We start from the raw sequence: 19,721 nt of genomic DNA, 5'->3' as shown, positions 1-19,721 counted from the left end.
TTCCTTTGCAATAGACGTGGAGAAGGTTCGGCCCGCGCTACGGGTCGATTTCCGGCAGGAACGCCAAGCCGAAGTTTTGAGAGGTCGTGTCCAGTTGGGTTGCGGGCTGGAAACCCCATTCAATCGTTGCGCCATCGACAGGCGTAGCCGCGCCGCCGAAGACCCGCTTTGAGCAGGCGTACATGCACAGATCGCTACCAAGTGTCGTGTAGCCGTAGGACGCCTTGGTCATGCCTCCGGCGGTAACTTTGACATCGACAACATCATTGTTGATGACGAAGAAATTCATGATCAGCCGGTTCGCGCCGACCGGCGTAACAGCCGGGCCGGTCTTTTCGGTCGTCGTTAGCGTGCTAGCGGCGCCCTGTTCCGCCTCGTAAGGGTCGCCGGTCAGACGGCACCCACGGATCAGGAAGCACCGCGCCGCGTGGATTTCGGTGTCTGACTCGTCTTCGTCGTCACCCTCAACGGCTATCGCAGTGTCAAAGGTGACTACTGGCGCCACTTCACCGACGCCGAGACGCTTGATGAACAGGTGCGATTTGATATTTCCGCTTTGCAGGATCGACAGGACGGGCGGGTCACTGATGCCGCTAACGGACGGAGCATTCAGCGTCTTGTTTGTGTGTGCAACTACGGCAATCACATCATTTTCGCCCGCGCTCCTTGGAAGCGGTGGCGTAACAGAAGTGGCGCCGAGGGTGCCTGTTGCGGCCAGGGCACCAGCACCGGCATAGACGGGCGGGTCTGTTGGGCCGCGCGGCGTCGATGTGACTACAAGTGTCCCGGTAACCGGGTTTGCGGCGGCATCTTCCACCGTGACATCAATAGTGACCGGAGCGCCGCCAGAGTCAGGCGCAATGAAGCTGATCTCAGGCGCGTAATATGCCCAATCCGACAGCGCTATTGTTTCGTCAGCGTCAACATCCGGGTGAGTCCGGTCTAGCTCCCAGGTGCAAAGCTCGTTGTCAGTGACCCCGCCGTCCTGTGACGCCTTCAACTCGATGACGACCAGTGAGCCCTCGGGCCAATCCTGCGTAAGGTCCGTAGTGATGACCGTTGGCACATAGCCCGGGTCTTCAGGTTCTTCAGGGCCGGTGTAGTAGCTGACGAAACTGCGTAGAGCGATACTCTCCTGACCATCAGCAACTTCCGCCGTCAGATCGACTTCCACGCCGCCGGTGTTCAGGTCGCTTGTGCGCGTGCAGTTAATAAATTTTGCAATTGCGCCAGCGGCACCTGTGAAAACCAGCATTGAGGCTTGGCGCCCGGTGCCGCCGTCTTCTTCGGCAATAGGGTCCTCAGTGTCGCCGTCGCCGACAAAATGGCACCCCTTAAAGATACCTTTTCCACGAAATTCTGACGCCAAGGAACCGGCAAGCGGGTCTGTTACCTGAGCCGGTGAAAACCCGCCGTTGATGAATGCGAGACACGAACCATTTCCGTAATCGCCGCGGTTCTTCGGATGTGAGAAAGTCCCGCCGATAACGGTTGTCGTCATCCAAACGCGGATCAATCGCTTGCAGTCGGTCGCCGTTCCATTGATGATCGTGATGCGCTTGCCCTTGGTGTCAAAGCCGCCATCCGTGGAGCCATTGACCGAGCAGTCCTCAAAGGTGATGTCTTCGTTGCCGTCGTTGCTCTCGAACCCGTCGCCGTTCCAATAGCCACCAAGCGAGCTATAGATATGCAGGGCATGGCAACGTCTGACGATGATATCGTGCGCCGTGTCATCGCAGTTAAACAGGCGGGCAAAGCTGTCTTGAGCTTGCCAGCCGCTATCCCCGTAAACGTCTTCGACCAGCATTCCCGAGCTGTTAGCCGCCGACCGGATAACGGCCTTGGAATAGCCAACGATTGTCCCGTTACGGACGGTGATGTTGTTGATGGTGTTGGCGACACCGGCAGAGGTGTAGGGGTCAACAAAGCGCTGGATATTGTCGGCCCTGAAGTCTTCAATCAGGGCGTCGTGGCCCAGATCGTCAACGCTCCAACGGAAAGCGCAGCCAGTCCGGCGGAACCTCAGGTAACGGAAATGCGCGCCGTCAGCTTGAACGTCGAAGGCCTGAAGGCCGACCGATTGCAAGCGGGTATCAAAGATTGGATCATCTTCGCCCGGCTCAGGATCTTCAGGCAATTCCCACGCGAAGCGGTCGCCAGCGAAACACGGATAGGCCATGTCTGTCGTGTCAGGATTGAGCGGGTGACGAATGCCGTAGACCGGCACGTCCTGGCTAACGACATAGCCGCCCAGGATGGGCTCGAACTCATCGGCACCACGCGCGGCACTGCCCGCTTTACTGGTGAGCGGGCCGACGAGAACAATAGTGCCATCAACCGCCGCCATCGCGGTAGCAGCCGCGTCAAGGTTCGCTTGGTTGAAGGTCCTGGCGTCGTTGATCGAGGAGCCGTCGCCCGCGCCGCTTCCGGTAGGCTTGAAGTAGAATAGATCACCCTCAGGCAATCCCCCTCCGCCGCCGTTCTCATCGGTGACAGTGATGACCGTGCCTTTGTGAAAGCCATAGGTCACACGCTCGCCTTGCCCGATGTACTGACTACGGCCAGCACCGCCGGTCACGGTGAAATAATGCGGAGAGCCGTGAGCGTAGAGCTCAAGGAATGCAGGGCCAGCGCCAGAGCCGACAACGGTATAAGCAGACGTGCCACTGACGGTCAGACCACCTTGCGGCCCGGCGCCCGGTTGCATCGCGACTTGCGCGCGGCCAAGCTTCCCGGCGTGTTCCGTTACGATTAGGGCCATGATTGCCTTTCAGGACGTGCAATGAAAAACCCCTCCGGCAGAACCGAAGGGGCTAGAAGATTGGATCAGGGGTTGTTGTGGCGAGGCGGGCCGGATCGACCACGACGCGGAGGGCCGCTCTCGCCTCGGCGTGGAGGTGCCACGCGCCGGACGATGCCGGATATGCGGTTGCCTAACGATCTTTCTCGTTGATAATCGGGCAAGCCCTCAATCCCGCGCCGTAGGGCATCATGGTCCATCAATTGCTGACCAAGCGCATTACGCGTATCGGCGTGCCAGCCTGCATTCCAACGGTCTATGACCTTGTTGCCCTGATCAAGTGCCAGGTTCAAAACGCCTTCGGTATTCTTCGGGATCTTGCGCAGGTCAAAGCCCTGTTCCATTTCGTCCAGTTCGGCGTTGCCTTGCAACTTGTCGAAGGTGTCCGAACCACCGCGAAGCCTGCGGATTTCAGCCTGTTTTGCAAGCCTCAGCATCCCGCCTTGCCAAGCCTTGGCCTTTTCGTCGCTGTTGAGCATATAGGCCATGCGCCGTGCGAAATCTGGTGACCCGTAAAGCTTCATTTGGCGCGGAGTAATCCGCTGTTTCCCCGTCGCATCCTTCAGGATTTTATTGACGAAGCCAGCCACGGCAGCATGTTTTTCGAGATCGCTCCAATCACGGGTTTGGCGCTTCAGCGCATCAATGTCGCTGCCTTCGATTAGGGCGTGCCCGTCTCTGTGAGCCGCCCTGATCCTTGGGGCCTCACCGCCGACGCGAAGCAGGTTATCCCAATCGAACCCCTGCCCGCGTACCAATTCACCGAGCGCCTCACGGAAATCGGCGTACCAAACATCCATATCGTGGTCGAGCGGGTCAGGGCCGTCCCTCTCCGCCTTCAGGTCGCGCTTGACCTTATCGGCGTCAGCGAACCGCTTGACGTCATAGAGAACGCGGGGTGTAGGAACGGCGCGGTTTGTCAGTTGAACAGACGGCTCCATTGAAGCTGTGCCGTTCTCGTCAAGGTCTTGAAGCGATGCAATCATTGCCTCTTCGTCAGCCAGTTCCTTCGCAATCTGCTTGGCGGTCTTGCCGGTAGGGTCGATCTCATAACGCGCTAGCCTGCGCTCGAAATCATCCAGGCGGTCGGCGAGTTGCTGCGCCTCCGTGCCGCCGCGCGCATAGACCTTTTGCCCGGCCAGGTCCTTACGGATCGTTTCAAGCAGAACGCCCGGCTCGGGTGGCACCTGAAGGTCCGGGAAGTAACCCTCCGTCCAAGCGGCCACAGCAGCATCGTCAGTGCTCCAACCGTCCGGCCTGACCAGCTTGCGACGGAAAGGAATGTCACGATGCGCTAGATGGCCGTCAAGGCTGGCAACGTCACCGTCCTTGTCAGCCAATCCGCGATTGTCAGCAAGCCATTGTGTGATCGTAGGCCCTCGCGTGCGGTTCAGCGCCTTCCTTGCCCCCGATGCCTTCAAATACTCATCAGCTAGCGGCTCAAGGCTCACCGCATCACCGGTTGGCCCCTGATCAGTTGGCAGGCCCTCCATCAGTTGCGTCAGAGCTTGGATTTCATGCGTAGGGCGTCGAGCGTTGCCCGCGTTGGTCAAGGCGCCTGAAAGCGTGCGGCGTCCTTGAGGCGCCTGAAAAAGGCTGTCCAACTCCGGCGACGTTCCCAAATCCAATTGCTCAAACTCGTCAAAGAAGGGCCGGGCCGTGGTCTGCGCTTTCTTGATGACGCTATCGTGGTTCATCTCAATGAAATCGCGGTCAATACCGGTGCCGTCTTCAACAATGCCTTGGAACTTCCGAGGTAGAGCGGCGTCAAACTGATCAATCTTCACGTCCAACATTTCGCCGGTAGTGCCAGGACGGCGAGAGGTCGCCTTGAGCAAGCCTTCACCGCCGCGCCCGAGCATTTGCGCAGGCAGAAAATCACGATCCGACAGAATGTCTTGAGGATCGACACCGGCAGCTTTCGCCAACTGCAATATTTTGCGCGTCGCCTTGGCTTCAGCATCCGTCAACCGAGGCGGGTTGCCGTTGCCGGGTTGTGGCAGGCCAGGCGCAGCAGTACCCGGAGGCGCAGGAGGTGAGCCGCCACCATTGCCACCGGCCAGACGCGGGGGACCGGCAGGCGAAGGCGGCAGAGGTGGAGCTTGAGCGGCCTGCTCAGGGCCAGGTTGAGCCTGTTGAGCGTCCATGACCTCTTCGGCAGGCACGAAGCCCTCAGCGCCGATTTCAGCACGAACGCGGGCCATCATCTGCCCTGTGCTGGCATCCATGACCGGGGGGCCGATCACCTCAACAGGGTAATCAATGCCTTCATGGCGGCGCACCTTGCCAGCCGGAGCCGTAACCGGAGCGGCGACAGGTTCGACCGGATCAAGAATGGGGGCGCCAGCAGGTGCAGGACCTTGAGTGGCAGCGACAGGACGGCGGGGAATATTGCCACGGCCACCGCGCCAGCCAGCAGGGCGCGGAACAGCCGGAACTTCCGAAGCAAACGCCGTTTGAGTAGCAATGTCTTCCAACGTCGGCATCGGAGCAACGTCAGGAACGCGAAAGCGATTTGCCGCGATCTCAGGGCCAGCCGTGGTCGCGCGGACACCGCCACCGATACCGGCGCCAGCCACCATCGCCGCTGCAATGTCGTCACCGGTCTGCCACGGGTCGAAGCCACGACGCGTCCCGAGCGTTTCAGTCAGGCTTTGAAGGCCGGTTTGCAACCCTTCCGTCCCGGCTTCAGTCACCGCCGCCTTTCCGATGTTCAGAGCCGCACCGCCCAGAGTGCGGACGGCTTGACCGCTTCCCGGCAACATCTTGCTGATACCAAGACGCTCCAAAGCCGCCTGCCCGGCTGCGGACGGCAGCGAGATAGCCAGGTCTCCAAGGTTCGCATCCGGGCGTGCATCATTTTGCGCCCTGTTTTGCGCCATCTCGCCAGTCAGGCTTAGGGCATAAGCGCCAGGGTTTACGCCAGCCGCGATCATGGTAGGAAGCCCGACCACCGCCTGCTCTCCGATGTAGCCGAGCCCGCCGCTGATAGGGTTCGCCTTGGCCTTCTCCCAGGTTGCTTGCGGCTTATAGCCGTAGGACGCTTTTTCCCATTTATTGATTTGCGGCTTCACCATCGCCGCCTTCTCAATAAGGCGTTGCTTGTAGGCTTCCGGTGACCGGTAATTGCCCCACGACTCAAGAACAAACAGCGGGTTATTTACGTCGATCCGCTCTGGATGTTCGCCACGGCCCGTGCCTTTGGTGATGTACTCTAGGCGAGCAGCGCCGCCAAGGAACCGGTCAAGGCCTTCCCGCGCGCCCTTGAGATTGTTGATTGCCCCCTCAATCATCGACATGGGGCGTTGCGGCTGCGGAGCCTGCGTAGGTTTCGGCGCACCGTAGCGCTTCGCCATCGCGGCCTTCATGGTCTCGCGCGGGGTGCCGTCAGGAAATTCAAGCTCTACGCCGTCAGGCCCGACTACAGTAATGCTCATTCAAATTCACCGGTCTGAGGGTTCCAGCGCAGCTTCGTCGCGCCCTGAGGCGCAGCGTTAGGCAGGCGCGGCGGTTGCTGGGTGGACTGTGGCGGCGGTGCAGGCGGGCGGGCGTTCTTGTTGCGGACAGCAATTTGCCCGTTTGAAGCGATGTAATGCGCCCCGTTCGGAAGGTTTTCATATTCCTGCCGGGTGCGCGGGATGTAGGGATTTGCCCGCGTGCCGACCTGTCCTTGAGCGCCTTTGAATTGCGCCCGCGTCTCGATTTGCTGCGGCGTCATGCCCTTTGTCATCGTGCCGCGCGGAACCGGGCGATACCCCTTGTTGAGATAGTCGTTCCACCGGCCAGGCTCTTTGACGTAGGCAGTCGTGCGCGACGGGTCGCGGGCCGAAGGGCCGTAGTAAGGATCAGCCGTGGTGTATGCTTTCCAGGCAGTTTCAGAGCCGTCCAGTGTGCCGCGACGGTTCAGCCATTGCTCCATAAACGCTTGCTTGTCGCGGTGCTCAGCCATTGCGGCTTTGCGGCGCTCGAGGATCGTCTGATTTACCTTCGTCGGATTGCGGAGGCTTGGCGAGCCCGAGGCGAATAGTTCGCGCTCAAAGTTCGTGACCTGGGCGTCTTGGGCGGGCGGCTTGTTGCCGATCTGCATTTGCTGCGACAGGTTTTTGAAGGTCGCCGCGTCTTCAGACATCATCGGCGTGCCATGTTCCGCGCCGCCAAACATGTTTTTCATTCCGCCCGTGTTGACCTTGCCGTCATTCATTCCAAGGCCGGGCACAGTCCAAATGTGCGGCGCCAGCATCTTCGACGCGTCATCCATCAAGCGTTCGGTAGGGGCATAGTTCTGCAAGGCGGCTTGCTCTTTTGACAGAAAATCCCGTCCCTGCTTGTAGCTTGCGGACTGATCCGCCGTCGCAGCCTGCCAGCCCTTGCGCGCGTCATAGACAAGCGTTTCGCCGGTCGCCTCATCGACAGCCCTCTGACCATGATAATATTGAGGCATGTTCTAGTAGACCTTAAAGCGGGTTTCAGGGGTGCCGTGACTTCCGATAGATGACGTTCGCCTGCCGCCACCCGACGAGCCGCGCACGGGCGCATGAGGCGCCCAGCCCTCCAACTTTCGTGAGGTCTTGGTCACCGGGTCGTATTCATAAAGGCCGTCCTTGCCTTGATATATCCGCGTCCCCTCGCCCTTGTATTTCAGCGCTTCAATCCGCGCTTCGCGTTCTTCGCGTTCCAACTGTGCATTAGGGTTGGCGACGGTCTGCCGAGTTTGGCCGGACCTCGTATCGAGCACGCCAAGGCCACCATCAGGCATGTTTACGTTCTGATATGACGGCTGCATCATTTCATAGATCTTGAGGATCGGATTAGGATCGACGCCCGCGATTTGAGCCGCCATCAGCTTTTGCCAATCGAGTTGAGGAGCGCCCTGCCCGCCAGCATTGCCAGGCGCTTGAGATTGAGGGGTTTCCGGCACATAACCAGCCTTCGCCGCCTCACCCGCCGGAGCATTGGGTGATATTGCTGGGGTTTGGGCCGTTGGTGCCGCCTGCGTCGAAGGACCGCCGAACATACCGGCCAGCTCTTGCAGTTTGGCCTTGCGCTCCGCCTCTTGAGCATCAGCCTTGCGCTGTGCCTGAAGGAGCTGAAGGTTGCCGCCGCCTGAATGGTTGAGAGCGCTGCCGACATCCGACAGACCGGCGCCGAAGGTGGCAAGGTTCGTTTTCCAGCCCTGTCCGAACATACCCATTACAAAATCCCCGAGTAATCGACGGCCAGGAAGCCACCGACATCAAACGCAATGTCCAAATTTTCCTGAGCCATGACGCCTTCGCGCACAGTGTCATCCCAGAGATATTTGAATTGATACCAGTTCCGCCCGCCCCGCTTGCCGAGCGGCACCACGTCACGCTTCAGGCGGCGGTCAGACATCGCCGCAGCCGAAGCCGCCGAACCAGCCGCTTGCAGGATAGCGCCCCAATCGGTAGGAGGCTTTGTGATGGTCGTTGACGAGGTGCCTTGTGCCAGGTTGCCGAGGAGGCCCTGAATTGCCAGCGGGAGCTTATTAATCTGCTCATTCTCACCGAGCGCCGCCTGTAGAGCCTGCGCATAGCTGGCACCGTTCAGTCCGGCGATTGTCGCTTGGTTGTTCATGTCGAACTGCCCGCGCGCAATGCCTTCGGCTACGCCGTGACGGGAGCCGCCAAAGGCGCCGGAGCGGGCTGCATTGTCGCCAATCTGGTTGATCTGCATTTGCTGATCTTGGCCAGCGCGGGCCAGGGTCGTGTCAATTACGGCCTTGGTGTTCGGGTTTTGGAACCGCTGTATCTGGTCAGCAGAAACCGGCGTGTACTGCTTGTTTCCGAGTTGCGACGAGGCGGCGTTGTACCTATCAACGGCGGTTTGATTGGTCGTTGTCTGCTTACTTTTACCGCTCATTGAGCACCTTCAACATTTCCTGTCCGTGGCGGACAAAGCCATATTTCGTCATAACCCTGTGCCAGCCTTTCCGGCCCGATAGTTCCACAGCCCGACAGCCGAGCACGCGGGCGAAGCCTTCCACATCCGCAAGCATGTCGAGGAGCCCGGCGAGCGTGCCCCCGGCCAGCCACACATGAAGCGTGTTGTTGTCTGTAATCTCAGTCACCCCCGCACTATCGGCGCTGATCCAGAGGTGCGCCCTCTTCGTCAGTAGCCGGTCGAGAAGGTCAGCTTCATCTATGCCTTTGAGCGGCAAGAGCAGGCGGGCGCGCTCCCAGGCGCTTAAGTGTACGGCGTCCAAGTCGTAAGCCCGCCGTTTGAGACACCCAAGACCCACAAGGAGCCATCGGGCGATTGCGCTATGATCTTCTGTGCTCGCAGGTCGAAATCTTCGCCACTCTTCAGACAGCCGCCAATGTCGCGGTCGATTTGCTCTCGTGTCCTCGCCTGATCGTTCTGATCATAGGTGCCGGGAGGCCTTGGCAGAGGCATCTAGCGCCGCCCCATTTGCTGGCCTTCAAGGCGGAAACGTCCGACCCGAAAATCTTGGCCGTCTTCACCCGTCAATTTCATTTCAACGAGCCGGGCGGTGAAACGCACATCGGTCTTGTCAGTGAGCGAATATGGACCGAAGGACACGGGCGGCGAGGTGTTAGGCCGGTCCCGCGTCTCAAAGCTCACCGAGACGGCACCCAAGGTTGAGACATCCGGCACAATGCGCTGAACCTGCATAAGCCTTTCGCCCTCTCCAATTTCAAACGGCCCGGTCTTGGCGTAAGGGTCCGTTTCGTCATGATCGAACCCTTTTTCATGGTCGTAGACATATCCGTCACTGCCTACTTCCATCGGGTAGGGAAACACGCCGGAGTCAGCGCCGCAGAGCCGGACAAGTTGCCCGATGGTCCAGTGCCGCTCACGATAGTTATAGGTCACATACCGGTCTATTTCCGACTGCTCCGAAGTCAGCGACACATAGCGCCAGGTGACTTCACCGAATGCCGAATTATGCAGCGCAAAGACCTTTGATGCCTGCGTCGTATTGATGTCGGAAAAGACATAATCGTGCACGTCGCAGGGCAAAGGCTGCGTAAACCCGTCATAGGCAAAGAAGCCGTTTTTACCCATCCAGAAGACGCCGGCATCTGTCACAGCCATGCAGTTCATAGACACGGCACCGCAGCCCGTTCCGCGCTTGCTGAACCCATAGACGAGCGGCTGACCTTTGAAATCAGCCAGCCACAAATCAAGATCGGTCCAGATTAGGCTACCGCCGTTGATCTGACGACCGGCGATGATCCGGCCTGCCGTCTGCAAATTGAACGAGCCCGCGTAATTCGTGGCGGTATCGGTCCAAACCGTATTGTTCTCGCGGTCTGACCAAGCGATGCGCCGAGGCTCACCACCCGCGCCAAGAGCCATCAAGATACGGTCAGACGTTGCCAGGATCGCGCGAGCCGCGGGAGAGTTTGCGACCTGAACCGCAGGTGCGGCAGCATCCAGCGCCCATTCATAAATCTTGCCGTCATCGGCCATGCAGCCAATCAGGTGTTCACCCCAGGTGTCCAACGACCAAACGGACGCAGGTGTGACTTGTGTGACCATCGTGCGGCGCGTGCCATAGGTTCCGACCCCATAAGGCCCCATGCCATAGCCACCGCCGACGATGGCGTCAGTACGCCCAGGCGTGAAGCCTACTGGCGTAATGTCCGACACGGCGCCGGATCGGCTCATGACATAGAGGTTGGTGTGGGTGCCTATCGCCGCCCACCCGCTTGAGTCGTCAGCGCTCCAAGGAAGGATCGCACGGGCCGCGCCGCTTACGGCTGAAATCGAGCTGGCAAGCCACCCGCCAATCGGACCAGCGGTGCCAGCGATCCAGCGCCATAGGTTCGCATCGAAGTAGCGGCCACGGCTTTCATATTCCGTCCCCTTGCGCACGACACCGGGAGGGAGTTCGACAGCAAATTGCATGGTCAAAGCTTGATGCAAGTCCGGAAAGCGATGTTGACCGGGCGGGTTTCGTTCGCCATGCGAGGCGCACCATAGGTGGACTCTATCGGCGTCATTTCGAGGTAGGAGGTGCTTCCAACATCACCGTGATCTGCCGGAAGGTGCTGCACCCCTGATGCAGCGTCGCCGCGCAGGAACCGCACCTTGAAGCCTTGGAAGGCGTCAGTTTGCGAAACACCGATTGCCGCTGCTTCAGAGCCGCCAACAGTTCGCCGGAAGCGCCCGGCCATGTTGATCAGTGCGAGCGTCTTGTTTGCCGCCCAATCCGCCGCGCCCGAGCCGCCACGGCCACCGCTAACAGCGCAAACGGAGTTATCGCAGGTAGCCCACAGCTCAAGAAACAAGTTTTCAGCCGCCGCGTTCGCGTAGGCGGCACCGGACGTTGCACTGCCAATGGTCGAGCCGTCCAAGTCCAGCCAGCCCGCAGGAGCATCGTTCCGCAGAAAGTCCATAACCGCGCCGGTAGGTGCAGCGGCAGGGATAGCGGCCCCGGCGGTGTCCAAGGCATCTTTCATCTTGGCGTCGATCTGGTCAAAGATCGTGTTGAGCTTGTCGCCCCACGTGTCCAATTCCGTGTTGAAGACCGGCTTTTGCCAATTGTAGTTAGTTGTTCCCGTGGTCGCCATGATCAGCCCTTGCTCACGTCGAAGGCTTCACCCTCAAGGGTAGTCGTCTTGTTCATGTTGACCAGGGTTTGAACCATCTGCACCATCTGGTTACCCATGACCGTTGCCCGGTCTTCGTCCGCTAGAAACGGATAGGCGTGCATCAGGGATGTATAGAGGTACAGGTCGGGGTGATGCGTCAGAAGCCAGTTGGATGTATTGCTATCCGAAAGCGTCGGAATTTCCTGATAGTAGGAAATCTTGAAAGTGCGGTTGGCCGAAGGGATCGGACAGACAAGCATGTTGGTGCCGATCACGGCATAATATAGCGGCACTCCCGCCGTCTTCTGACGAAGGCGTTGCTGATTTGCGATGTAGTCCGGCACCTGCTTGACGAGGGTTTCCGTCAGCGCGCCATTAGTCGACACAAACAGGATATCGAGAAGATCGCTTGGCAAGGCCACGCGGTCAGCGCCGGTCGTAATATCAACGTTCACATCCGCAATCATGTAGCGGGTGCGCAAAACCCTGTTCAGGGTCGCCTCAGCCTGCTTGATAAAGTCAGGGATCGGCGTCGTCAGGTCAGACCGGTTTGTCCAGGCGGCGATTGCGTCTTTGAGGTTTGAGAAGGTAGCCAGTGCCATCAGACGGACCCGTTAGATTTGAGTTGCAGTGAACCGCCCGAGGTGAGGCGAATGCCTGCACTCTCGATTGACGAAAGTGCCTCTTCGTATTTCTGCTTCCACAGCGGCAGGCGGATATCTTCGCCTATGTACGGCTCCGCATGTGCCAGGGCGCCGAAGAGGTAAGCGTCTGGATGATTGGTCAGAAGCCAGTTTGTGCCGGAGGTCAGAACCGCAAACTTGACCCGGTAGACGAGCGTGACGGTCTCGCCGTCCGAAGGTTCCGGGTAGAGCTTCATCTGATCACCGATCAGCGTGTATTGTCCCGGCGAGCCAGAAGCTTCGCTGTAGCTGTAGAAGACATCAGGCGGGACGAAGCCGAGACGGCATCTAGCCTTTGCGGACATGACGCCATTGAAGTCAGCGGGCAGTGTCACCCCGCCGCTTGCCGCCAAAAGGGTAGCCGTCGATGACATCCCCATTACGTGGACGACCCGGCGCTGCAAATCCGCTTCACATAGGCGGATGAAATCAGGGATCATGACGGCCAGGTCAGCACGATTAAGCCAGTTCGCGACCGCCTCTTTCAGGGCCTCGACATTTGCAAGGCTCATCGGATGGAGCCGTCTTGCTGAAGGGCAACGCGACCGCCGCCCGTGCGCAGATAGAGGTAATCCAGATCGTTCATTTTCTTGACGAGCCGGTCATTGTACTCCGGCTTGTTGCAGTCCCACCCCTCTTCAACCATCCACTTGATCCGCACGCCTTCAGGGACAGACGCCGCGCGGACCATATCGCCGCCCATCATCCTGCCGTTGTTGCCGTGGTGGCGGGCCTTGTGGTTGTGATCGAGCGCGCCCTTAATATCCGTCATGTCGTTCTCGTAACGGATGAAGGCGTTGCCCTTCTCATCGAAGCGGACATAGCGGCGGGTGCCCCCGATCAGGTCAGAAAAGCGAACCCATCCGAAGTCTTGAGCCTCCGCCATGTGCTTAGGCCTTCGCTACCGGCTTTTTCACAATCGTGACGTACATGCGCGGGTTTTCGCCCTTGCTGTTCGCCAACTCCTCAGCGTTTTCGCGGGTGGTTTGATACTCGTCGCCGTCAGCGAAGAACTCTTCACCGTAGCGGCCATCATGTTTGCCGGTGCTGATCTTGCCGTGGCCGCGCTCCGTCACACGGACTGTGACCATTTCGATCTCATCCGGCGAAGTTTCGGCGTCTTTATTGAAAACAGGCATGTAAAACCTCAAAGAAAAAGGGCGGCTCCGAAGAACCGCCCTCAAGGGGATGGGGGGTTGTAAAACCCGAGTTACAGAAGGTCAGCGATCAGGGCCGAGGCCTTCTCGTTGTGCGCCTTCAGGGTAGCTTCCGCCGACAATTGCTTCCGATCCGAGTCGCCGGTCTTGGCGAGAGGAACGGTTGCCAGCGGCGACAGATAGGCCAATTCCCAATATTCCGGATCGATGATGAAGACATCACGCGTCAGGCCGAATTGCAGGGGAACCGTGGTCAGTTCACCGAAGTCACCGATGTACTTGTCAGCGGCGCCGATGATCGTGGCTTGCTGCTTGCCCGTGACTTCGCGGCGAATGTCCGCGATACCGGCAAAGGCCGAGAACTGTTGCTTATGCGTTGCCGACATAAGCGCCAGTTTCGGGCCAATCGCGCCCTTGGTGAAGGCCGAGGCCAGGACGGTACGCAACAGGGTTTCGGTGAAGGCACGCTGCGTGCCGTTGGTAGCCGCAGCGCTTGGCGTGGTCGCGGCATTGGTAGCATCAGCGCCGCTTGAGCCGCGAGAAGCGTTGCCGCTTGCCGTGGTCATATAGGTGACGGCGCCCGCCAACTGACCGGCAACGCCGTCAGCAGCAGCAACCGCAGGAAGGTTCGCCAGCAACGACATTTCCATATCGTTGAGCAGTTCTTCGCCCTTGATGAGGACCTGATAGGCCATCTCGTTCGGGCGCCCGGCGGCGTCAACAGCTTGTTGGGTGCGGGTGACGCTTGCGCACTCTTTGAAGATCTGAGTGCGGTTACCCTGGCGGGCGGTCGTCTTGGCGGCGGTTGCGGTGGTATCATCGCCTTGCACATTCTTGTTGGAATTGACGGGGGCACGAAGCGCTTGCGTTTGCCATTCAGGGAAGGTGCTTTTGCACGTGCCCTTTTTGATGTTCTCTTGGAACGGACGCATGGTGGCCGCGACCTTATAGATCACGTTCGCCAAGTCTTCCTTGTTGCCGACCGCTGCATAAGAGGCGAGCGTGTTTGTAGGCATAGCCATGTTCTAATATCCTAACGTGTCGATCAGCTTCGCAGCCGTGTCTTTGTCACGGGTTTGGCTCAGCCGATTGTGAAGCGCCTGGGCCTCACGTTGCTTTGCGGGTTGCGCCGTTCGGGCCGCGCCTTGGGGCGGCACACGTGCAGGCACGGTGGATTTCTGTGGCGGCGTCGTGGTCTTGGCCGCAGCCTTTGCCATCATCGCGCGGTACAGTCGGCTTTCATTCAGAATGACCAATTCCTCAGCGCTGGCTTGCATGATGGCCTCAGCCGGTAAGCCAGTCTTGGGAAGGTACTCAACGAGCGCCTTGATTGTTTCGGGACTTCCGGCGAGTTCGGGGGCAATCTCGTGGAGACGCTGCCCTTGCTCACGCATGAAGTTTTGACGGGCGAGCGCTTCGGCCTCAGCCTTGGCGGTCTCTGCCGTGTCGAAGTAGCGCAGCCCCTCTTGATAGGCGAACCAGTCCTTTTGAGCGGCGCCGGGGTCTTGATCGGCGTATGCTTGCCAGTCGATATCGCCATAATAGGCGTCGAACTGTTGGCGCTGATCAGGCAAGGCCGCAGCCAGCCTTTCAGCGAGAGCCTTAGCGGTGTGCACGTCTTGCTTGGCAAGCGCGGCCACTTCGGCAGCTTGTGCTTTGACCTTTTGCACCACCGCTTCCCGCTTACTCTCCTGATCTCGCACCACAGCTTGAGCTTCAGGGGTAAGGTCCGCGAAATGTGCCTTGGCTTCAGCGTCCCACCATTCGGGGGCATCGACGGCAGAAACACCCTCGGGGTCCTGGTCGTCGTCATCCTCTGGTTCAAGCGCGTCTGCCTCGGCATCTGCGCCCAACTCAGGGGCATCGTCAAATTCTTCGGTTTCGACGGCGGGCGCGGCCTTCTGTGCCGCTGGCTTGCCCTCATCAGGGGCAGGGCCGTCCATTGCTTCGACAAATGCCAAAGCTTCCGCCATCGTCTGATCTTCACTCATCAGTTACGCACCTTCTCATTAAAGGTTCTCATGGCCTCAGCCATGTCCCCCTGCTCGGCATAGGTCTCAACCTTCGCCACAAGCGCATCCAACGCCTTGACGGCGTGGTAAAAGTATTCCCGCTCAGCATCATCAGCCGGGCCGGATTTGATGATTTGATCCAACAGGGCTTCGCGAACCTCAGCGTATGCCTCGTACATGATCGGCAGCGTTGACTTTGCCCGAGCGGCGCGCTCCATCTGCTCCGCGCTGATATCCTGATCAGGAGAAGGGGCTTTTACCCACCATTTCCAATTCATCAGCCCATGCCTCCGCCGAACTGCACATTGGCGTCTATGCCGTCGCCGTCAGAGCCCAACGACACACCGCCGCCCGTTCGGGTGCCGTGATCGCCCAGGGCACGCATTTGAATTTCGTAGGCTTTCAGTTCATATTCCTTGTCGATCTTGTATCGCTCAAGCTCGATTTCCGCCGCGATCTGCTGATCCTTCAGGCGGGTCTCTTCCTCTAGCTGGCGAGACTTCAGGTCGTAGGCGTCCTTGGCTTTTTGCTCTTCCAAGTCCAATTCACGGGCCTTGGCTTCCGCATCGGCCTGCACCTTCATCACCGCAGCATCAGGCGGCGGCGCTGTCGCTTCCGGCTCTTTGTAGGTATCGGGATCATTGACGTATTGCTCAGGAGCTTTTTCCCCGAGCTTGCGCATCTGGTCTACCGCAGCCCTGTAAAGGCCCTTCTTCGTCACAAGGGGACCATCCGGCATGGTCTGCGCAGCGGCCAGCTTTTCAAGGATCACCGCGATTTGCGCGCCGACCATCAAGTCATGCTCACGGCCACCAGCGCCGACGCCGATCTGAATGATCATGTCATCACGTTGGCGCCAGGTGGAGGGATCGATATCGACCCACTCATTGCGAAGGCGCACGGTGTCTTTCATGCACGCGCCGTTTTCGCGGATCGTGGCGTGCAGATTGACAAGGAAGTCTTTGTACCCGGTCTCAGCGAAGGTTCGCGCGATCAGACGCAAGCGCTTCTGTGCATTATTGGCAAGGATTTCCATCCCGCCCTTCGTGTCGTGTAGCGTGTCAGGATTTATGCCCTGCACATTGCGGGCGATGCCAGTCCGCTTCTCGCCCTGCGTCTCGAAAAATTCGAGGTAATCAAGCGGGTTGTAGGGCAAAGCGCCATTGCCGAGCGGCGTAATCGTTCCCGACCGCTTCACCCGAACCGGCCTGCCCGGCTCATTGTTCAGGTAGTCGTTGATCGTGTCCGGCGTGATGCCGTTGATATCAATTTCACTGCGCTGATTTAGCGCAAAATAGGCGCTATCGAGAGCGGCCCGCATCATGGATGTTTTGATCTTCTGGATTTCCAGAAGCTTGTCCGCGACGCTTTCACCGTAGAACCGATGCGGGTTGATGTAAGGCGTGATCGCGGCCAATTGAACGCGGCTCACCTCCTCAATATCAAGCAGCACGTTCGTATGTGCCTGGCCTCCGGTCACCAACTGATACAGGCAGTACCGGCCAGTTTCCTCACTGTAGACGCGGACATAATGGCGGTAGATTTCGACCTGCCGCAGAAGATCCGATGCCGAGCCGATAGCGTCCGACTCCGCAACCGTGTCGCGCGCGGTTCCTTCCGCGTTTCCAGAACTATTCCAGGCGGGCAGGCTCATGACCGTTTCGAGATCATAGCCCATAGAGATCAGGTCTTGAGCGCGCGGGCGCTGACGAACGGCGCAATATGTCGCCGTGGCGAGGGTCTTCGTGTCGGCAGCAACGGCCAAATCTTCAGGGGCTATCGACTCAACGACAATGCGGCCCTTGGTATATTTCGGCGTGTAGTCAAACGAGACCGTAGGCAAGCCATCTTCATCAGCCGGGCCGGGCACCACGTTCTCAACCGTGCCCTCCTGTGCGCAGCGCATGAGCACCGGCAGGCCCACATTTTCATGTTGATCGGCTTGCGGCTCAAACTCTCCATCCCACCGCCAGGAGAACACCCCGGTTTTGCAGGTCAGCGCATCTTTGAAGGCCTCGTAAATGACCATCCAACCGTTGTTCCGGTCGAACAGGACATGACGCAGGTAATCTTGCTCTTGATTGGCCGCGTTCTCGTCGTCTTTGTTCACCGGCTGGAATGCAACGACATCCTCACCACCGGTGAAAATATCGATCAGGTCCGGCAATGCCGTCTCAATGGCATCAGCCACGGCGGTATCAACGACCTTTGACCGGCCAGCCAACTCCATGACCAGATCGGGCATTTCGCCCTTGAAGTATTGCAGCGCCTTTTCACGTTGCGAGGTCAATTCGCTGGCGTTGATGTTGTCAAAGCCGATAGCGCGGTCACACTCCGCCTGCGCTAGACGGAGTATCTCGTCTTTGCGCTCGTCGGAGAGTTCAGAGTTAGCCACTATGCAGCACCATATGAAGGCATGTTGATTTGAATGGACGATGCTTGATCGCCCACCGGTTCAGCAAAGGTCAGGGCGATTGCGTCCCAATAGTCCGGCGAAGACACCTTGCGCTTGCGCATGGCCTCCTTGCTTTCGAGAACCACGTCTTGGTCCGCGTCGTATTTGTAGGAAGGCCCGCAAGCATCCGTTTGCAGCAGGTCCATATCGGGTATGTCAGCGCCGCCAGTCGCGTCTAACCAGTCGCGAGACAGCATCCACATTTCAGCCCGGCGATTTGCCGCGTATGGCTGTTTGGTGCCATCCGGCAGCGGATCAGGCGTAAAGTAAGGCGAGCCGCCGAAGTTCACAGGAATGACCCTATCGCCGTAGCCCCAAGCGTTCAGATTGTCGTAAACGCCAGCGCCGACGCCGCCGACATCGATAAACAAGCGGGCCGGTCGATCACGGTCAATGATGCCCTTGAGCCATGTTGCGCCCTCTACAACGTCGCACTTTGGCTTGCTCTCGACTTTCTCAACCTTCCGTCCCCGGCGCCATGCCACGGCAAACAGGTCATCCCCGAACCGCGCGGGATCAGCGCCGATGACAAGCGGCCCATAGCCTTGCAGCTTAGCCTTGCGAGCCAGGACGACCGACGCAGGCTTGATGAAGCTATCATGGCCGGTCATCTGGAACGCCTCTTCAGCCGTCCCCGGATATTCCTGCTTGAACAGCAGCGGGTCTTTCAGTTCCGCAATCTTCGCCCGGCGCCAGACCATTTGACCGTCATCGAGGTCATGAAGCGTCTGATAGTCCCGCTCCTCTTCCGACAGCCTGAAGCCGTCAGGAACCGGGCGCCGGTACTCGGACGACCAGAACCACGGAATGAAGATCGCAATGTAATCGCCTATGCCGCGCTCAGCTTGTTGCCAGCGCTCATGAAACTCACCGCCTACGCCGTTGGCAGTGCTTTCCAGTATGATTTCAGTTCCGGCCAGGTCAGGCACCGCCTGAACCACCCCGGCGAAGTGTCCCTTGGCGTTCGGCCAGAAGGCCACCTCAGAGCCGTGGAATAGCGTGACAGTCTTGGACCGCCCGACCGACTTAGCACCGGCAGTGCCGACGCCGTAGCCGCTATCGAGAGCACCGAAGGCCAACTCTTTCGCGCTATCGTTCTTCGTGCTTGGCGCAATCGGGTTGTTGTCGTTGTACCGCTTTGCCATCGCAAAGAGGTTGTCTGTTGCCTGTTGCTCATGCGTCAGGATGAAGACCGACACGCCCTTGCGCATGGACGCCTTGTGATAGTAGCGCGCCCCCACATAGGTAGAGATGCCCTGTTGCCGACCCTTTAGGATCAGCGCGCGGACCTTGCCAGTCAGCGCCAATTGCTCATTCAGCTTGCCGTCAACATATTCCTGAACTTCATTCAGGACGAACGCCGACGCCTTGCCGTCTTTGGCCTTGATCTTCAGACAGGTCTTCGCGTGGAGCGTCAGGTTATCCCGCAGACGCTTCAGCTTCGCCTTCTGTTCAGCCGTCGTCATCGAGTGACGCCAGCGCCTTATCAATGGTGAGCCTGCCGTTCAGGTTCACGTTGTCGGTAAACATACCCAGGTGGCGCCCAAGCTTTTCGAGAGCGCCGAGCTTGTCATGCATCTTGATCGAGAACCCTTCCCGGCCAAGCTTCACTTCTGACACCGCCGCCTGAAGGTCAGGGGCCAGTTGATCGCAATTCACCGGCTCAACGAAAGGGGCCAGGACATATTCAACCTTTACCGCGTCCCCTATGTCTTCAGCGGCCAGCCGCTTGCCGTCTTCAGTGTACCCGAAGGCAACTTCTTTTTGCCCCCACTTCGTCACGTCCGACAGGTTCGCGAAGCCGATCTTCGCCAGTTCAGCAAGCACGCGGTCTTGCGTGATGTTCGTGCGCTGCGACCGTTCCCGCTGCGCTTCCGCTACAGCCTCGGCAATGACAGGTTTTGACAAGTTCTCCTCGCCTATCTGTCTTGCCGTCCTTGCGCTGTAACCGGCCCTGATAGCCGCCTGCGTGGCGTTCAGGTCTACAAGGTACTCCTCAACGAAGCGGGCTTGCTTGCCGGTCAATTCGGACATC

At 59.0% G+C, this 19,721-nt stretch carries 18 protein-coding genes; all 18 read right to left on the bottom strand.

Annotation, left to right across the window (positions count from 1 at the left end; genetic code table 11):
* Positions 1-37: 37 nt before the first annotated feature.
* The 18 genes from AC1DON_RS17785 to AC1DON_RS17700 all read right to left on the bottom strand — a co-directional run bounded on the left by AC1DON_RS17785 (position 38) and on the right by AC1DON_RS17700 (position 19,720).
* On the bottom strand, positions 38-2,761 hold the full coding sequence (locus AC1DON_RS17785; protein ID WP_476936158.1) for a hypothetical protein: 2,724 nt from the start codon (positions 2,759-2,761) through the stop codon (positions 38-40).
* 65 nt (positions 2,762-2,826) lie between these two features.
* Positions 2,827-6,237 carry a hypothetical protein gene (locus AC1DON_RS17780; protein ID WP_476936157.1) on the bottom strand — a complete coding sequence of 1,137 codons (3,411 nt, stop codon included), beginning with the start codon at positions 6,235-6,237 and terminating at the stop codon, positions 2,827-2,829.
* The gene (locus tag AC1DON_RS17775) at positions 6,234-7,088 is read right to left on the bottom strand and encodes a hypothetical protein (protein ID WP_476936156.1); all 855 of its coding nucleotides are present in this window, start codon (positions 7,086-7,088) and stop codon (positions 6,234-6,236) included. Before AC1DON_RS17775 ends, AC1DON_RS17780 begins: the two co-directional genes overlap by 4 nt.
* Before the next feature lie 156 nt (positions 7,089-7,244).
* Positions 7,245-7,991 (bottom strand): hypothetical protein, encoded by a 747-nt coding sequence (locus AC1DON_RS17770; RefSeq protein WP_476936155.1) that lies wholly within the window; start codon positions 7,989-7,991, stop codon positions 7,245-7,247.
* Complete coding sequence (locus AC1DON_RS17765) at positions 7,991-8,680, bottom strand: tail fiber domain-containing protein (RefSeq protein WP_476936154.1); 690 nt, start codon at positions 8,678-8,680, stop codon at positions 7,991-7,993. Before AC1DON_RS17765 ends, AC1DON_RS17770 begins: the two co-directional genes overlap by 1 nt.
* Complete coding sequence (locus AC1DON_RS17760) at positions 8,670-9,023, bottom strand: hypothetical protein (RefSeq protein WP_476936153.1); 354 nt, start codon at positions 9,021-9,023, stop codon at positions 8,670-8,672. Before AC1DON_RS17760 ends, AC1DON_RS17765 begins: the two co-directional genes overlap by 11 nt.
* A 191-nt stretch (positions 9,024-9,214) precedes the next feature.
* Complete coding sequence (locus AC1DON_RS17755; RefSeq protein WP_476936152.1) at positions 9,215-10,693, bottom strand: hypothetical protein; 1,479 nt, start codon at positions 10,691-10,693, stop codon at positions 9,215-9,217.
* 2 nt (positions 10,694-10,695) lie between these two features.
* Positions 10,696-11,358 (bottom strand): hypothetical protein, encoded by a 663-nt coding sequence (locus AC1DON_RS17750; protein WP_476936151.1) that lies wholly within the window; start codon positions 11,356-11,358, stop codon positions 10,696-10,698.
* Positions 11,359-11,360: 2 nt separating this feature from the next.
* Positions 11,361-11,981: a phage adaptor protein gene (locus tag AC1DON_RS17745; protein ID WP_476936150.1), complete on the bottom strand. Its 621-nt coding sequence runs from the start codon at positions 11,979-11,981 to the stop codon at positions 11,361-11,363.
* A complete protein-coding gene (locus tag AC1DON_RS17740; protein ID WP_476936149.1) occupies positions 11,981-12,574 on the bottom strand; it encodes a phage adaptor protein in 594 nt (197 codons plus the stop codon). The genes AC1DON_RS17745 and AC1DON_RS17740 overlap by 1 nt, the downstream gene beginning before the upstream one ends.
* On the bottom strand, positions 12,571-12,948 hold the full coding sequence (locus AC1DON_RS17735) for a hypothetical protein (RefSeq protein ID WP_476936148.1): 378 nt from the start codon (positions 12,946-12,948) through the stop codon (positions 12,571-12,573). Before AC1DON_RS17735 ends, AC1DON_RS17740 begins: the two co-directional genes overlap by 4 nt.
* 4 nt (positions 12,949-12,952) lie before the next feature.
* Positions 12,953-13,201 carry a hypothetical protein gene (locus AC1DON_RS17730; RefSeq protein ID WP_476936147.1) on the bottom strand — a complete coding sequence of 83 codons (249 nt, stop codon included), beginning with the start codon at positions 13,199-13,201 and terminating at the stop codon, positions 12,953-12,955.
* Between the two features lie 71 nt (positions 13,202-13,272).
* Positions 13,273-14,241 (bottom strand): SU10 major capsid protein, encoded by a 969-nt coding sequence (locus tag AC1DON_RS17725; protein WP_476936146.1) that lies wholly within the window; start codon positions 14,239-14,241, stop codon positions 13,273-13,275.
* 3 nt (positions 14,242-14,244) lie between these two features.
* Positions 14,245-15,210, bottom strand: a complete 966-nt coding sequence (locus AC1DON_RS17720; RefSeq protein ID WP_476936145.1) for a hypothetical protein — start codon at positions 15,208-15,210, stop codon at positions 14,245-14,247.
* Positions 15,210-15,509: a hypothetical protein gene (locus tag AC1DON_RS17715; RefSeq protein WP_476936144.1), complete on the bottom strand. Its 300-nt coding sequence runs from the start codon at positions 15,507-15,509 to the stop codon at positions 15,210-15,212. Before AC1DON_RS17715 ends, AC1DON_RS17720 begins: the two co-directional genes overlap by 1 nt.
* Entirely contained in the window at positions 15,509-17,626 is a 2,118-nt protein-coding gene (locus AC1DON_RS17710; protein WP_476936143.1) for a portal protein, read from the bottom strand. The genes AC1DON_RS17715 and AC1DON_RS17710 overlap by 1 nt, the downstream gene beginning before the upstream one ends.
* Entirely contained in the window at positions 17,626-19,152 is a 1,527-nt protein-coding gene (locus tag AC1DON_RS17705) for a terminase large subunit (RefSeq protein ID WP_476936142.1), read from the bottom strand. The genes AC1DON_RS17710 and AC1DON_RS17705 overlap by 1 nt, the downstream gene beginning before the upstream one ends.
* Positions 19,139-19,720, bottom strand: coding sequence for a terminase small subunit (locus tag AC1DON_RS17700; RefSeq protein ID WP_476936141.1), 582 nt, complete (start codon positions 19,718-19,720; stop codon positions 19,139-19,141). The genes AC1DON_RS17705 and AC1DON_RS17700 overlap by 14 nt, the downstream gene beginning before the upstream one ends.
* Position 19,721: the final 1 nt, after the last annotated feature.

The organism is Asticcacaulis sp. P4_H10, assembly GCF_056400965.1.
This window is presented reverse-complemented; position numbering and strand designations above follow the sequence as displayed.

Bases quoted from the DNA above. Each gene is read 5' to 3' on its own strand.
- AC1DON_RS17740 (WP_476936149.1), bottom strand. From the start codon at position 12,574: ATGAGCCTTGCAAATGTCGAGGCCCTGAAAGAGGCGGTCGCGAACTGG.
- AC1DON_RS17765 (WP_476936154.1), bottom strand. From the start codon at position 8,680: ATGAGCGGTAAAAGTAAGCAGACAACGACCAATCAAACCGCCGTTGAT.
- AC1DON_RS17770 (WP_476936155.1), bottom strand. From the start codon at position 7,991: ATGGGTATGTTCGGACAGGGCTGGAAAACGAACCTTGCCACCTTCGGC.
- AC1DON_RS17700 (WP_476936141.1), bottom strand. From the start codon at position 19,720: ATGTCCGAATTGACCGGCAAGCAAGCCCGCTTCGTTGAGGAGTACCTT.
- AC1DON_RS17745 (WP_476936150.1), bottom strand. From the start codon at position 11,981: ATGGCACTGGCTACCTTCTCAAACCTCAAAGACGCAATCGCCGCCTGG.
- AC1DON_RS17725 (WP_476936146.1), bottom strand. From the start codon at position 14,241: ATGGCTATGCCTACAAACACGCTCGCCTCTTATGCAGCGGTCGGCAAC.
- AC1DON_RS17720 (WP_476936145.1), bottom strand. From the start codon at position 15,210: ATGAGTGAAGATCAGACGATGGCGGAAGCTTTGGCATTTGTCGAAGCA.
- AC1DON_RS17755 (WP_476936152.1), bottom strand. From the start codon at position 10,693: ATGCAATTTGCTGTCGAACTCCCTCCCGGTGTCGTGCGCAAGGGGACG.
- AC1DON_RS17785 (WP_476936158.1), bottom strand. From the start codon at position 2,761: ATGGCCCTAATCGTAACGGAACACGCCGGGAAGCTTGGCCGCGCGCAA.
- AC1DON_RS17705 (WP_476936142.1), bottom strand. From the start codon at position 19,152: ATGACGACGGCTGAACAGAAGGCGAAGCTGAAGCGTCTGCGGGATAAC.
- AC1DON_RS17780 (WP_476936157.1), bottom strand. From the start codon at position 6,237: ATGAGCATTACTGTAGTCGGGCCTGACGGCGTAGAGCTTGAATTTCCT.
- AC1DON_RS17750 (WP_476936151.1), bottom strand. From the start codon at position 11,358: ATGGCGACCACGGGAACAACTAACTACAATTGGCAAAAGCCGGTCTTC.
- AC1DON_RS17735 (WP_476936148.1), bottom strand. From the start codon at position 12,948: ATGGCGGAGGCTCAAGACTTCGGATGGGTTCGCTTTTCTGACCTGATC.
- AC1DON_RS17715 (WP_476936144.1), bottom strand. From the start codon at position 15,509: ATGAATTGGAAATGGTGGGTAAAAGCCCCTTCTCCTGATCAGGATATC.
- AC1DON_RS17730 (WP_476936147.1), bottom strand. From the start codon at position 13,201: ATGCCTGTTTTCAATAAAGACGCCGAAACTTCGCCGGATGAGATCGAA.